General features: G+C 66.8%; 15 protein-coding genes. 8 read left to right on the top strand and 7 right to left on the bottom strand.

What is annotated here, in order from left to right; translation table 11 throughout:
- Positions 1 to 10: 10 nt before the first annotated feature.
- From arsH to VFR90_RS12580, 5 genes are all read right to left on the bottom strand, one after another.
- Positions 11 to 658: an arsenical resistance protein ArsH gene (gene arsH, locus VFR90_RS12600; RefSeq protein WP_326406559.1), complete on the bottom strand. Its 648-nt coding sequence runs from the start codon at positions 656 to 658 to the stop codon at positions 11 to 13.
- Between the two features lie 61 nt (positions 659 to 719).
- A complete protein-coding gene (gene arsC / locus VFR90_RS12595) occupies positions 720 to 1,148 on the bottom strand; it encodes an arsenate reductase (glutaredoxin) (protein ID WP_326406486.1) in 429 nt (142 codons plus the stop codon).
- 10 nt (positions 1,149 to 1,158) lie between these two features.
- Complete coding sequence (locus VFR90_RS12590; protein ID WP_326406485.1) at positions 1,159 to 1,866, bottom strand: aquaporin; 708 nt, start codon at positions 1,864 to 1,866, stop codon at positions 1,159 to 1,161.
- The gene (locus tag VFR90_RS12585; protein WP_326406484.1) at positions 1,866 to 2,375 is read right to left on the bottom strand and encodes an arsenate reductase ArsC; all 510 of its coding nucleotides are present in this window, start codon (positions 2,373 to 2,375) and stop codon (positions 1,866 to 1,868) included. The genes VFR90_RS12590 and VFR90_RS12585 overlap by 1 nt, the downstream gene beginning before the upstream one ends.
- A 19-nt stretch (positions 2,376 to 2,394) precedes the next feature.
- The gene (locus VFR90_RS12580; protein ID WP_326406483.1) at positions 2,395 to 2,721 is read right to left on the bottom strand and encodes an ArsR/SmtB family transcription factor; all 327 of its coding nucleotides are present in this window, start codon (positions 2,719 to 2,721) and stop codon (positions 2,395 to 2,397) included.
- Positions 2,722 to 3,000: 279 nt separating this feature from the next.
- Between VFR90_RS12580 and VFR90_RS12575 the strand changes: the two genes are divergently transcribed.
- Complete coding sequence (locus VFR90_RS12575) at positions 3,001 to 3,813, top strand: sulfite exporter TauE/SafE family protein (RefSeq protein WP_326406482.1); 813 nt, start codon at positions 3,001 to 3,003, stop codon at positions 3,811 to 3,813.
- A gap of 177 nt (positions 3,814 to 3,990) precedes the next feature.
- Here the strand turns inward: VFR90_RS12575 and cadR are convergent, their stop codons facing one another.
- Entirely contained in the window at positions 3,991 to 4,479 is a 489-nt protein-coding gene (gene cadR / locus VFR90_RS12570; protein WP_326406481.1) for a Cd(II)/Pb(II)-responsive transcriptional regulator, read from the bottom strand.
- 10 nt (positions 4,480 to 4,489) lie between these two features.
- Entirely contained in the window at positions 4,490 to 4,831 is a 342-nt protein-coding gene (locus VFR90_RS12565; protein ID WP_326406558.1) for a YnfA family protein, read from the bottom strand.
- Positions 4,832 to 4,942: 111 nt separating this feature from the next.
- On the opposite strand from VFR90_RS12565, the gene VFR90_RS12560 reads away from it, so the two are divergent.
- The 7 genes from VFR90_RS12560 to VFR90_RS12530 all read left to right on the top strand — a co-directional run bounded on the left by VFR90_RS12560 (position 4,943) and on the right by VFR90_RS12530 (position 12,437).
- The gene (locus tag VFR90_RS12560; protein ID WP_326406480.1) at positions 4,943 to 5,584 is read left to right on the top strand and encodes a cation efflux transmembrane domain-containing protein; all 642 of its coding nucleotides are present in this window, start codon (positions 4,943 to 4,945) and stop codon (positions 5,582 to 5,584) included.
- Positions 5,518 to 5,805 carry a GDCCVxC domain-containing (seleno)protein gene (locus tag VFR90_RS12555; RefSeq protein ID WP_326406479.1) on the top strand — a complete coding sequence of 96 codons (288 nt, stop codon included), beginning with the start codon at positions 5,518 to 5,520 and terminating at the stop codon, positions 5,803 to 5,805. Before VFR90_RS12560 ends, VFR90_RS12555 begins: the two co-directional genes overlap by 67 nt.
- The gene (locus tag VFR90_RS12550) at positions 5,793 to 6,212 is read left to right on the top strand and encodes a hypothetical protein (RefSeq protein WP_326406478.1); all 420 of its coding nucleotides are present in this window, start codon (positions 5,793 to 5,795) and stop codon (positions 6,210 to 6,212) included. Before VFR90_RS12555 ends, VFR90_RS12550 begins: the two co-directional genes overlap by 13 nt.
- A 143-nt stretch (positions 6,213 to 6,355) precedes the next feature.
- The gene (locus VFR90_RS12545; protein ID WP_414676533.1) at positions 6,356 to 7,621 is read left to right on the top strand and encodes a TolC family protein; all 1,266 of its coding nucleotides are present in this window, start codon (positions 6,356 to 6,358) and stop codon (positions 7,619 to 7,621) included.
- Between the two features lie 31 nt (positions 7,622 to 7,652).
- Complete coding sequence (locus VFR90_RS12540; RefSeq protein ID WP_326406476.1) at positions 7,653 to 8,207, top strand: hypothetical protein; 555 nt, start codon at positions 7,653 to 7,655, stop codon at positions 8,205 to 8,207.
- On the top strand, positions 8,204 to 9,316 hold the full coding sequence (locus tag VFR90_RS12535) for an efflux RND transporter periplasmic adaptor subunit (RefSeq protein WP_326406475.1): 1,113 nt from the start codon (positions 8,204 to 8,206) through the stop codon (positions 9,314 to 9,316). Before VFR90_RS12540 ends, VFR90_RS12535 begins: the two co-directional genes overlap by 4 nt.
- 1 nt (position 9,317) lies before the next feature.
- Positions 9,318 to 12,437: an efflux RND transporter permease subunit gene (locus VFR90_RS12530; protein ID WP_326406474.1), complete on the top strand. Its 3,120-nt coding sequence runs from the start codon at positions 9,318 to 9,320 to the stop codon at positions 12,435 to 12,437.
- Positions 12,438 to 12,479 lie beyond the last annotated feature (42 nt).

Below are 12,479 nucleotides of genomic sequence, written 5' to 3'. Positions count from 1 at the left end.
CACCGGCCCTTCAGATGGCACGTTGGTTCACCCGCTCGGACAGAGCCTCGGCGCTTTCCTTGCGCTCGCTGTAGCGATCGACCAGGTAAGGCGCCACGTCGCGCGTGAGCAGCGTGAACTTCATGAGCTCTTCCATCACGTCGACCACCCGCTCGTAGTACGCCGACGGCTTCATGCGCCCCGCGTCGTCGAACTCCAAAAATGCCTTGGCCACCGACGACTGGTTCGGGATCGTGATCATCCGCATCCATCGCCCGAGCACGCGCAATTGATTGACGGCATTGAAGGACTGCGACCCACCCGACACTTCCATCACCGCGAGCGTCTTGCCCTGCGTGGGGCGCACGGCTCCGACGCTCAGCGGGATCCAGTCGATCTGCGCCTTCATGATCCCGGTCATCGCGCCATGTCGCTCGGGCGATGTCCATACCATGCCCTCCGCCCAGGCCGCCGCCTCGCGTAGCTCCTGCACTTTGGGGTGCGTGTCCGGCGACGCGTCGGGCATCGGCAGGCCCGCAGGGTCGAAGATGCGGACCTCGCCACCCATCGCGACCAACAGCCGCGCGGCTTCAAGCGTGAGCAGCTTGCTGTAAGAACGCTCGCGCAGCGAACCGTAGAGCAGCAAGAAGCGCGGGGCATTGGATGACGACGCGACCATCGACAGGCGTGCGCCGCTCGGCACATCGAACAGGGGCTGTTCGACGTTCGGCAGACTCAGGTCAAGGATGGACACGGCGGCCTGCCTCGTCGATCACTGACTCGCCATCTTCCTTGGAAAAAGGCCCGCGCTGCGGTGAAGGCAGGATGTCCAGCACCACCTCGGACGGCCGGCACAGCCGCGTACCGAGCGGCGTCACGACGATGGGCCGGTTCATCAGGATCGGGTGCAGGACCATGAAGTCGATCAGTTCGTCGTCGGTCCACTTCACGTCATCGAGCTTGAGTTCGTCGTAGGGCGTGCCTTTTTGGCGAAGCACCCTGCGCACAGGCACAGCGAGGGCCGCAAGCAAGTCGGTGAGCGCGGCGCGGCCCGGTGGGGTCTTCAGGTACTCGACGATCCGCGGCTCGACGCCGCTGTTGCGGATCAAAGCCAATACGTTGCGCGACGTGCCGCAGGCCGGGTTGTGAAAGATCGTGATGTCGCTCATGCGATGCTGCCTACTCGATGGCCGTGGTTCGCTCGACGGTCGCGGCCCGACCTGCCGACGCTTGCGGGGCCTGACGCGGGCTCAGCAGAAGGTGGATGCCGACGCCGATCGCCGCGCCGACCAACTCGGCCGCGATAAAGCCGGGGACGCTGGCCGGAGCGATGCCGGCGAAGCTGTCGCTGAACATGCGGCCGAAGGCTGCCGCGGGGTTGGCAAACGAGGTCGATGCAGTGAACCAGTACGCTGCGCCGATGTAGCAGGCGACCATGGCCGCGACGCGCGAAGCCGGCGCGCGCAGGATGACCAGCAGCAGGCCTGCGGTCGCTACAGCCTCGGCGATCCATGGTCCGGTACCGCTGCGGACCTTGGTCGCGAACTGCACGATGCTCATATCGAACATCGCGTGCGCCAGCCATGCGCCCAACATGGCTCCGAGCAGCTGAACCAGAACGTAGGGACCGAGCAACGAGCGCGGCAGTGCACCGCGTGCAGTCATCGCGAGCGACACCGCGGGGTTGAAGTGCGCACCACTGATCGGCCCGAAGACCTCGATCAGGATGTACAGACCCCCCACGGTTGCCAGCGTATTGGCCAGCAACGCGATCGCCACGTTGCCGCCCGACAGGCGCTCGGCCATGATGCCCGAGCCGATCACCACGGCCAGCAGCAGCGCGGTGCCGAGCGCCTCGGCGAGCAGCTTGCGGGGAACGTCGCTCATCAGCGCGTTCCGATGTCCTTGATCTCGCGCTGGATGCGCTGCGTATCGAGCGAAGGCAGCGGCAAGGCGAGCATCAATTCGATTCGGCGCTTGAGCGTCACCGCCGCAGACAGGAAGGCTTTCGCCTTCTCTTCGTCGGTGCCCTCCACGGCGGCGGGATCGGGCACGCCCCAATGCGCGGTCATCGGCTGGCCGGGCCAGAACGGGCACACCTCGCCCGCCGCGTTGTCGCAGACCGTGAACACAAAATCCATCACGGGCGCGCCGGGCTTCGCAAATTCGTCCCAGCTCTTGCTACGAAAACCATCGGTCGGAATTCGCCAGTTCGCAAGGGTCTGCAACGCGAAGGGGTTCACCACCCCTTTGGGCTGGCTGCCGGCGGAGTAGGCCTTGAAGCGCCGGGTTGGCAGTCGGCTGCCGAGGTCGTTCATCAGACCTTCGGCGAGGATCGATCGCGCGGTATTGCCAGTGCAGATGAAGAGGACGTTGTAGTCCTTGGACTCAGTCATGATCGTTTCTCCGTTGGGTTCAACAGGGGCAGGCAGCCGACGCCACGTCGATCGAGCACTCAGCGCCCTGGCAGCAGTTCTCGGTGAGATAGCCGAGCACCGCATTCATATGACTGAAGGCAGCGCGGTAGATGATGTTTCGGCTGGCGCGCTCCTGCGTCACGAGACCGGCGTGCGCCAGTTCCTTGAGGTGGAACGACAGGGTGTTGGCCGGGATGCCGAGGCCCTCTGCCATCGTTCCGGGCAGCATGCCCTCGCGCCCTGCGACCACCAGTGCCCTGAACACCCGCAGCCGGACCGGATGTGCGAGGGCGGACAGCGACCGGACAATCTCGTTTTCTTCCATAGTTCGATGTTAGTCGAATACTAGAAGCGCGTTCGAGCCTTTCCTTGTGACGGCGGCGAGGCGGCGCAGCGTCGGCCGATGTGCGAGCTTGCCTGGCCCGACGGTTGCAGCGAAAGCACCCTCACCCGTCTTGAAGGTCCGGCGCGTCTGAGCCGGATCGAGCACCAGAGGGCGCAGACCCTCGGACCCATCTGGAGCGACGAGAAGCCATAACGTCATCGCGGCACCTCGGCACCGTTCAGCCGCGCGTCGGACCGTCACTTAAGGTTGCAGCAAATCATGACGTGGCTTCTGGGCTCGATCATCGGCGTCTTGATGGGCATCACCGGAGCCGGCGGCGGTGTCCTGGCCGTGCCGGCGTTGGTGTTCGGGCTCGGCTTTTCGATGCAGCAAGCAGCGCCCGTCGCTCTGATCGCCGTCTCGTTCGCCGCCTGCGTCGGTGCGATCGAAGGGTTGCTTCGACGAACGGTGCGTTGGCGTGCGGCGATCGTGATCGCGATGGCCGCGTTTCCATTCACGGCCCTTGGCGTAGCCCTTGCACAACGCCTGCCCGACGTGGCTTTGCGCCTCTTGTTCATCGGCGTGTTGACGTTCGTCGCCTGGCGCCAGATCGTCAGTCGCGCGCCGCGCGATGAAGCGGAAAGCTACGCACCGACGGGCCACGTCGCCTTGCTGAACCCCGACACCGGCCGCTTCATCTGGACGCGCGATACCTGGGTCGGCTTCGTGTTCATCGGGGGCGTCATGGGGTTCTGTTCCGGTCTGCTCGGCGTGTCAGGCGGCTTCGTGCTCGTGCCGCTGTTGTCGCGCTACACCCCGCTGGGCGCATCGATGCTGGTCGGCACTTCGTTGCTGGTCACCGCTTTCGTTACAGCTTTCGGTGCGTCGGCGTCGGTGCTCCAGGGCGCCACGCTGCCCTGGCCACTGACAGCCTGGTTTGCCACATCGCTGGTGTCCGGCATGGTGGCAGGGCGCCTCCTCGTGCATCACCTGCCGGAGCGCCGCATCCGACAAGCGTTCCTTCTGCTGGTGATCGGCGTCGCGACCGCGCTGTCCATCGATGTATTGCGTCGCTTGGTCATGGGCCCGTGAAGGCAGCGATAGGCCACGGATGTGCCAGAGATGGGCGCCGTCGCCAAGCTCCCGCGCATGCGAGCCGTTCTGGGCAGACTAGTTCACGCTCATCGGCGGCAAGCAACCACCGCCGCGCCAGGCGTCCGCCGAACTGTCGTCGCACGGATTCCGGTGGCTTCCATCATGTCGATGAGCTCAACGCGCAGCACCTCGACGCCGAGCAGCCGGCCGTTGACCTTCGGGACGGCCATGACTGCCGCCAATGGGGGCCCGTCGCAGAACCGCACGCTGCGCTTCGCGCGCCAACCCGCCAAGAATGCCGCACTGCGCCGCGTCACGCACTTCGTCACATTGGTCGCGCAGCGCCTTGAGCTGTTTCTCGAGCTTCCGTAGTTCTCGAATCCGTGTCGCCACGTGGCCGATGTGCTCATCGAGCAGAGCGTTGACCCCACCACACTCCGCCTCCGGCGCGTCCCTCAACCCCAACAGCACGCGGATCTCCTCCAGCGTCATGTCCAGCGATCTGCAGTGCCGCACGAAGGCAAGCCGCTCGACATGGCTGGCTTCGTAAATGCGGTAGTTGCCCTCGCTGCGTGGCGTTGCGGGCAAGAGGCCCTCACGCTCGTAGTAGCGAATGGTCTCGACCGGCGTGCCCGCCGCTGCGGCCAGTTCACCAATCTTCATCGTCCATGCCTCAAGTTGCCCGGGGAAGCGGCTGCAGCGCGATGAGCGCCATGCCGACGAGGCACACAGCACCGCCGATCAAGTCCCAACGCGTTGGCACGATGCCATCGACGCGCCACAGCCACAGCAACGCGACCACGACGTAGACACCGCCATAGGCTGCGTAGGTCCGCCCGGCCGCGCTCGGATGCAGCGTCAGCAGCCACGCAAAAACTGCAAGAGAGCCTGCCGCGGGCAACAGCCACCACACGGGCCGCCCCTGCGTCAGCACCAACCATGGCAGATAGCAGCCGACGATCTCAGCCAAGGCGGTGATGAAGAACAGACCCGTGACGCGAAGAAAGTCGGACATGGCGAGCGTGCGACGCAAGCGGGCACCGCGTGTGGAGGCACTTGATCGTAGCGCTTGACTCTGAAGCCGCTACAGGGTCTCCAATGCGAACTCGACTCTCTGGAATGCTTCATGAGCGATGCCTGCTGCAGCCACGGCTGCGCCACACCAACCGCCGCGCAGAGCCCACGCTATCGGCGTGCGTTGTGGATGGCGCTCGCCATCAACGCCCTGATGTTCGGCATCGAAGTCCTCGGCGGCATGCAGGCCGGCTCGGTTTCGCTGCTAGCGGACGCCGTGGATTTCTTCGGTGACGCGGCCAACTACGGCATCTCGCTGCTCGTGCTCGGCATGGCGCTCACCTGGCGCGCACGCGCCGCGCTGTTCAAGGGCTTCACCATGGGCGCCTTCGGCGTCTTCGTGCTCGCCAAGGCGGCTTGGTCGGCGGCGAGCGGCACGGTGCCCGAGCCGGCGACGATGGGTGCGATCGGCGCCTTGGCGCTCATCGCGAACGTCGCGGTCGCGGTCATGCTCTACGCGTGGCGCGAGGGCGACTCGAACATGCGCTCGGTGTGGCTGTGCAGTCGCAACGATGCGATCGGCAACCTCGCGGTGATGGCTGCGGCGCTCGGCGTGTTCGGCACCGGCAGCGCTTGGCCCGATTTGACCGTGGCCGCGATCATGGGCGGCCTCGCGCTCGCGGCCGCATGGTCGGTGGTGCGCCAGGCCCGCGTCGAGCTTCGGTCGCCCGACGTGAGCCCTGCCGCATCGTGAGCACCGTCGTTCTGACCTCGACGCTCACGTGTCCGCACTGCGCGTGCAGCACAACCGAGTCGATGCCGACCGATCATTGCCTTTGGATGCACGAATGTCCGCACTGCCACGCGATGCTGCGCCCTCGCCACGGCGACTGCTGCGCGTTCTGCTCGTACGGCTCGGTGCCCTGCCCGCTGGTCCAGCAAGCGGGTGACGAGTCGAGGTCATGCTCCGGATGAAAAGCGTGCTTCGTTTTCGGCGCTCGGCGACCGCTGCCGCTAGACTCGGCATCGTGCGTCGCTGGCTCTCCATCCTCCTGCTCGTCCTCCTGCCGTTCCAGTCCGCCTGGGCGCAGGCCGCTCACTACGACTCGCATGAGGGCGGCAGCCACGCCATGCATTTCGGGCATCACGATCACGGCCACAGCGATACGCCCGACGCGTCCGACTCAGACGCCGATACCGGCGCGCAGAAGGTTAAGAGCGACGGCCATCACTGCCACGGTCAGTGTTCGGCAATGCCCGCGTCGGTGTGTCTTGTGCCGACCGTCATCCATTGCTCGACGTTCGACGACCGCAGCGCCGTCTATGGCGGTGCCCATGCGCCGCCACGACCCGAACGCCCTCAGTGGCGTCCCCTCGCCTGATCGGCGAGGCGGGTCTCCTCCTTCACTGAAGCCCGTGCGCGCCTGAGCGCGTGCCGCTGAACGCGGCACCGTCGGGCACGACGCGACCTTTTGGTCGCCCCTTGCCGATCTCCCGTGGGTTGTTGTCAACACTGGAGCATCGGATGCACCGAAGAACACGAGCGACAGCTTGGCTTGCGCGATCTGCAGCGGCAGCTGCGTGGGCAACTTGCGCATGGACCGCGCAAGCTCAGACGAACACGATGGGCGCCGAGCCCGCGAACCTCAAGCAGGTTTTCGAAGCGGCCTGGGCGCGCCAACCCGAAGCGCTGGCTTTGCAGGCGCGACGCGATGCGGCCCGTGCACAGCAGCAGGCCGCCCGATCCTGGACACCCGAGCCGGCGGCGCTGGAGCTGTCGAACAAGACCGACCGCCTGAACCGCAACCAAGGCGCGCGCGAACTCGAAGTGGGCATCGCCGTGCCGATCTGGTTGCCGGGCGAGCGCAGCCGCAGCGCGGCCCTGGCCGATGCCGAAGGCACCGCGCTCGAGAGCCGGGCCAGTGCCGCGCGTTTGCGGCTGGCAGCCACGGTGCGCGACGCCTGGTGGCAATGGTTTCGCGCGCGCATTGAGACCGACAGCGCCCGCGATCAGCTTGACAACACCCGCCGGATCGCCGCGGACGTGAGCAAGCGGACCCGTGCAGGCGATCTGGCCCGCGCAGACCAGCATCAGGCCGACGGTGCGGTCGCAGCCGCGGAATCGAGTTTGGCCCAGGCCACAGCCAGCCTGGCCGCTGCACAACAACAACTCCGGTTCATCGCGGGCAGCTCGCCGGCAGTCGGGTCCGACAGCGGCCTTGCGGAGCCCGACCCCGGCGGCGAGCCGGCCGAGGTCGAGGGACACGCCGCAGTGCAGGCGCTGAAGGATCGCGCGTCGGTCGCCGAACGCACGGCCGCGCTGACCTCGGCCCAGTCGCGCGCCAACCCCGAGCTCACGCTTGCGACCACCCGCGAGCGTGGCGTCTTCGGAGAGATCTCCCAGCAGACGATCACGCTGGGCGTGCGCATCCCGTTCGGCGGTGGACCGCGTCACGACGCCCGCACGGCCAAGGCCCGCGCCGAAGCGACGGAAGTGCAGGCGGAGCTGGCTTTGGAGCGAGAGCGCCTGGCGGCCGAACGAGAGGCCGCTCGCGTGCGCGTCGAAGCAGCCCGGACCCAGCTCGCGTCCGCGGAACGACGCGCCCAACTCGCTCGCGAGTCACGCGGCTTTTTCGACAGGTCGTTCCGGCTTGGCGAGACCGACCTGCCGACGCGGCTGCGCATCGAGGCCGAAGCAGCCGAGGCAGAACGCCAGGCCGCACGCACCCGTATCGAACTCGCCGCGGCGATCTCTGCATGGCGACAGGCTCTCGGCCTGCTCCCTCAGTGACGCACTGATCGAACTCTTCAGGACCCTTCCCATGACAGTCACCAACCTCCTTGCCGCACTGCTTGTCGCAGCCTTCTTCGTCGCCCCCGCTGCCTGGGCTGGCGAGGGACACGACCACGGCGACGCCGCTCCCGCAGCCAGCGGCCAGGCGCTTCCGCGCTTTTCAGCCGTCTCCGAGACCTTTGAACTCGTCGGTGTGATCAGCGGCAAGCAGATCACGCTCTACCTTGATCGCTTTGCCGACAACAGCCCGGTTCGCGACGCGCAGATCGAACTTGAAATGGGCGGCGCGAAGTTCAAGGCGGTGAAGCAAGGCGACGACGAGTACGAGGTAGTGCTGGCCGAAGCACCCAAGCCCGGCGTGCTGCCCGTCACTGCCACGGTGACGGCCGGCACCGAAGCCGACCTGCTGGCCGGTGAATTCGACCTCCACGAGGCGGCCCATGCCGACGAGGCCGCGCCCACCCACTCGTGGAAGGGGTACGCCGGCTGGGCGGTGGCCGGCATCGCCGCCATCGTTTTGCTCGCATGGGGCAGTCGTCGCGTGATGGCTGCGCGCAGCGTTCGCGCCGGAGGTGCAGCATGAAGCGCGCCCTCGTCACGTCCTGCCTGGCGCTGCTGATCGCGCTGGCGGCTTTCGCTCCGGCCCGAGCGGGCGATGGTCATGACCATGGCGACGCACCCGCGGCGCCCACCGCCAATGGACCGCAGCGCCAGCCCGACGGCAGCGTTTTCCTGCCCAAGCCGGCGCAGCGCCAGCTCGACGTGCGAACGGTCCTGACCGAAGCGGCCGAGCTGCCGCGCACGGTGGAACTGGGCGCGAAGGTGTTGATGGACCCCAATGCCGGGGGCAAGGTGCAGGCATTGAACGCCGGCCGGATCGAGTCCGGGCCGCGGGGCCTGCCCAACCCCGGGCAGGCGGTGCGTAAGGGCGAGGTGCTGGCCTATGTCGTGCCGTCGGCGGCGCCGATCGAGCGCTCCAACCAGTCCGCCCAGCTGGCCGAGTTGCGCGCCGCGAAAGCCCTGGCCGACAAGCGCATCGCACGCCTGCAGGAACTGGCCGACACCGTGCCGCGCAAGGAAATCGAGGCGGTGGAAAGCGAGGCCGCCAGCCTGGCGGCACGCATCGCGGCGGTCGGCGCCGGCTTGTCCACCCGCGAAACGCTGCTGGCGCCGGTGTCGGGCGTGATCGCCTCGGCCAACGTCGTCGCCGGCCAGGTGGTGGATGCACGCGAACTCATCTTCGAGATCGTCGACCCCTCGCGCCTGCGCATCGAGGCGCTGGCCTTCGATGCTGCACTGGCGTCGAACATCGGCGGCGCAACGATGGCCATCGGCGAGAAGCGCGTGCCCCTCATCTTCGTCGGTGCCTCGCGCAGCCTGCGCGAGCAGGCGTTGCCGCTGGCGTTCCGCGCCCAGGGCGCCGCGCTCGACCAGCTTGCCGTCGGTCAGCCCACGCGTGTGTTCGTGCAGAGCAAGGACAAGGTCAAGGGCATCTCCGTGCCCGTGTCCTCGCTGATGAAGAACTCGGCGAACCAGACCGTGGTCTGGATCAAGACTGCCGCGGAGCGCTTCGAGCCGAGGACGGTCACGACCGAGCCCCTGGACGGCGTCAACGCCGTCGTGACCTCGGGCCTGATGGCGGGCGACCGGGTCGCGACGCAAGGCGCCACCTTGATCAACCAGGTGCGCTGACATGTTCAAGTGGCTACTCGACAACAGCCTCGCGAACCGACTGCTGGTGATCATCGCCAGCGTGGTGCTGATGGGCTACGGCGCGTTCACGCTTTCGCGCACCCCGGTGGACGTGTTCCCCGACCTCAACAAGCCGACCGTCACCCTCATGGCCGAGGCCGGCGGCATGGCCGCCGAGGAGGTGGAGCAACTCATCACCTTCCCGCTCGAGACGACCATGAACGGTCTGCCCGGCGTGGAGTCGGTGCGCTCGACCTCGTCGGCCGGACTGTCCTTCGTCTATGTCACTTTCGACTGGAGCACCGACATTTTTCGCGCCCGGCAACTGGTGTCGGAGCGGCTGTCGTCGATGGAGGAAGGGATCGCCGAAGGAGTGGTGCCGCGCATGGGGCCGATCAGTTCGATCATGGGCGAGATCATGCAGATTGCGATTCCCGTCGATCCGCAGAAGATCAGTCCGATGGCGGTGCGCGAGTACGCCGACTGGGTGCTGCGCCCGCGGCTGCTGTCGGTGCCCGGCGTCGCGCAGGTGATCCCCATCGGCGGCGAGGTGCGGCAGTTCCAGGTGCAGCCGAACACCACGCGCATGGCCGAACTCGGCATCACGCACGACCAGCTCGAAGGCGCGCTCAAGGGCTACTCCTCCAACACCTCGGGCGGCTTCCTCGAACTCAATGGCCGCGAGTACCTGATCCGCAACCTGGGCCGTACATCCCGACTCGATGACCTCAACAATCTGGCACTGACGGCGAAGGATGGCCAACCGATCCTGCTGCGCCAGATCGCCGAGGTGACCTTCGCCGCAGCGCTCAAGCGGGGCGACGCAGGCTTTGAGGGCAAGCCCGCCGTGATCCTGGGCATCCAGAAGCAGCCGACTGCCGACACGATCGCACTGACGACGTCCATCGAGGACGCCCTGATCGGCCTGAAGGCTTCGCTGCCGGCCGGCATGGAAGCCCCGCGCGTGACCTTCCGCCAGGCCAGCTTCATCGAGGCCTCGATCACCACGCTGCAGGGCAAGCTGATCGGTGCGTCGGTCTTCGTCGCGGTGATCCTGTTCTTCTTCCTCGGCACGCTGCGCCCGACGATCATCGCGCTGACGGCCATACCGGTATCGATCTTCATCACCGCGCTGGTCTTCAAGAATTTCGGGCTGTCGATCAACACCATGACGCTCGGCGGTCTGGCGATCGCGATCGGCGGCTTGGTCGACGATGCGGTGGTCGGTGTCGAGAACGTGCTGCGTCGCCTGAAGGAGGACCGCGCCAAGCACCCGGACCACCGGCTGCACCCCATCGAGATCGTCGCACGCGCGACGATGGAAGTGCGCTCGGCCATCCTCTACGCGACGGTGATCATCGTGCTCGTCTTCATCCCGCTGTTCGCGCTGCCGGGGCTGGAGGGCAAGCTGTTCGTGCCGCTGGGCATCGCGTTCATCGTCTCGACGCTGGCCTCGCTGATCGTCTCCGTGACGGTCACGCCGGTGCTGGGCTTCTACCTGCTGCCGCGCATGAAGAACATCGACCACGGCGACACCAAGGTGCTGGCCTGGTTGAAGGCGCGTTATCGCAGCGGCCTGCAGACCGTGCTCGGCCGCCCTAAAGCGGCGATGGCCGCAGCCGGCCTTGCCGTCGTCGTGGCGGCTGTGGCCGTGCCCTTCTTCCCGACCACCTTCCTGCCACCCTTCAACGAGGGCAGCCTGCTTGTCGGCGTGGCGTTGCGCCCCGGGGTCACTCTTTCTGAGTCGGCGGCTTTAGGCCGACAGGCCGAAGTGCTCATCAGGCAGGTGCCTGAAGTCGTCCACGTCGGCCGCAAGACGGGGCGTGCCGAACTCGACGAACACGCCGAGGGCGTGCACGTCAGCGAGCTCGATGTCGGGCTCAAGCCGGCGGGCGAGATCGATCGTCCAATGGAAGAGGTCACAGCCGACATCCGTTCACGACTGGTCAACCTGCCGGCCGGCATCTCCATCGGGCAGCCCATCTCGCACCGCATCGACGCCATGTTGTCCGGCGTGCGCACTCAGATCGCCGTCAAGATCTTCGGCGAAGATCTCGATGCTCTGCGCGGCCAGGCCGAGGCTTTGCGCGCACGGCTGGCGACGATCCCGGGCATCGCCGACCTGGAGATCGAACGCCAAGTGCTGGCGCCACAGATCAAGGTGCGCATCGATTACGCCGCCGCGGCGCAGTACGGCGTGCCGGCACCGCAGGTTCTCAGCGCCTTGCAGAGCCTGGTCGAGGGCGAGAAGGTCACCCAGATTGTCGAGGGCAGCCGGCGCTTCGCGCTCGTGGTGAAGTTGCCCGAATCGGCACGCTCGGTGGACGGCCTCGGCCAGATCCTCATCGAGACACCGAGCGGGCGCATTCCGCTGTCCAAGATCGCGACGATCGAGGACGGCGACGGCCCGAACCAGATCAGCCGCGACGACGGCAAGCGGCGCATCGTGCTGTCGGCCAACGCGTCGGGGCGCGCGCTGTCGGAGATCGTGGCCGACATCCGAAAGGTGGTGGCCGAGACCAAATTGCCCGAAGGCAGCTTCATCACCCTGGGAGGACAGTTCCAGGCACAGGAGGAAGCCTCTCGACTGGTCGGCCTGCTGTCGATCGTGTCGCTGGCGCTGATGTTCGTCGTGCTCTACAGCCGCTACCGCTCGGCGGTGCTGTCGGCGCTGATCATGGTGAACATCCCGCTCGCGCTCGTCGGCGCGGTGATCGGGTTGTGGTTGTCGGGTCAGCCGCTTTCGGTGGCGGCGCTGGTGGGCTTCATCACGCTGGCCGGCATCTCGGTGCGCAACGGCATCCTGAAGGTCAGCCACTACATCAACCTGATGCGCTTCGAAGGCGAGCAGTTCGACACGAAGATGATCGTGCGCGGCTCGCTGGAACGGCTGAGCCCGGTGCTGATGACGGCGCTCGTCACCGCTTTCGCGCTGGCGCCGCTGCTGTTCGAGGCGGAACGGCCCGGCACCGAGGTGCTGCATCCGGTGGCCGTGGTGATCTTCGGCGGTCTGATCAGTTCGACGCTGCTCGACACCTTCCTCACGCCCGCGATGTTCTGGCTGTTCGGCCGCAAGCCGGCCGAAGCGCTGATGGACGACAGGGACGCCGAAGCCCTGTGATGGCGACGTGATCGCCTCGCACTTCTTTCACCCCTCCTCCCT

Origin of the sequence: Methylibium sp. (genome assembly GCF_035762065.1) — a bacterium.
In the GTDB taxonomy this organism is placed as follows: Bacteria; Pseudomonadota; Gammaproteobacteria; order Burkholderiales; family Burkholderiaceae_C; genus Methylibium.
The sequence above is the reverse complement of the archived record's forward strand: the minus strand, read 5'-3'. Positions and strand labels throughout refer to the sequence as shown.

Excerpts from the sequence above, each read along its gene's own strand:
- arsH (WP_326406559.1), bottom strand. The coding sequence starts at position 658 with ATGGTCGCGTCGTCATCCAATGCCCCGCGCTTCTTGCTGCTCTACGGT.
- arsC (WP_326406486.1), bottom strand. The coding sequence starts at position 1,148 with ATGAGCGACATCACGATCTTTCACAACCCGGCCTGCGGCACGTCGCGC.
- VFR90_RS12590 (WP_326406485.1), bottom strand. The coding sequence starts at position 1,866 with ATGAGCGACGTTCCCCGCAAGCTGCTCGCCGAGGCGCTCGGCACCGCG.
- VFR90_RS12585 (WP_326406484.1), bottom strand. The coding sequence starts at position 2,375 with ATGACTGAGTCCAAGGACTACAACGTCCTCTTCATCTGCACTGGCAAT.
- VFR90_RS12580 (WP_326406483.1), bottom strand. The coding sequence starts at position 2,721 with ATGGAAGAAAACGAGATTGTCCGGTCGCTGTCCGCCCTCGCACATCCG.
- VFR90_RS12575 (WP_326406482.1), top strand. The coding sequence starts at position 3,001 with ATGACGTGGCTTCTGGGCTCGATCATCGGCGTCTTGATGGGCATCACC.
- cadR (WP_326406481.1), bottom strand. The coding sequence starts at position 4,479 with ATGAAGATTGGTGAACTGGCCGCAGCGGCGGGCACGCCGGTCGAGACC.
- VFR90_RS12565 (WP_326406558.1), bottom strand. The coding sequence starts at position 4,831 with ATGTCCGACTTTCTTCGCGTCACGGGTCTGTTCTTCATCACCGCCTTG.
- VFR90_RS12560 (WP_326406480.1), top strand. The coding sequence starts at position 4,943 with ATGAGCGATGCCTGCTGCAGCCACGGCTGCGCCACACCAACCGCCGCG.
- VFR90_RS12555 (WP_326406479.1), top strand. The coding sequence starts at position 5,518 with ATGGTCGGTGGTGCGCCAGGCCCGCGTCGAGCTTCGGTCGCCCGACGT.
- VFR90_RS12550 (WP_326406478.1), top strand. The coding sequence starts at position 5,793 with ATGCTCCGGATGAAAAGCGTGCTTCGTTTTCGGCGCTCGGCGACCGCT.
- VFR90_RS12545 (WP_414676533.1), top strand. The coding sequence starts at position 6,356 with ATGCACCGAAGAACACGAGCGACAGCTTGGCTTGCGCGATCTGCAGCG.
- VFR90_RS12540 (WP_326406476.1), top strand. The coding sequence starts at position 7,653 with ATGACAGTCACCAACCTCCTTGCCGCACTGCTTGTCGCAGCCTTCTTC.
- VFR90_RS12535 (WP_326406475.1), top strand. The coding sequence starts at position 8,204 with ATGAAGCGCGCCCTCGTCACGTCCTGCCTGGCGCTGCTGATCGCGCTG.
- VFR90_RS12530 (WP_326406474.1), top strand. The coding sequence starts at position 9,318 with ATGTTCAAGTGGCTACTCGACAACAGCCTCGCGAACCGACTGCTGGTG.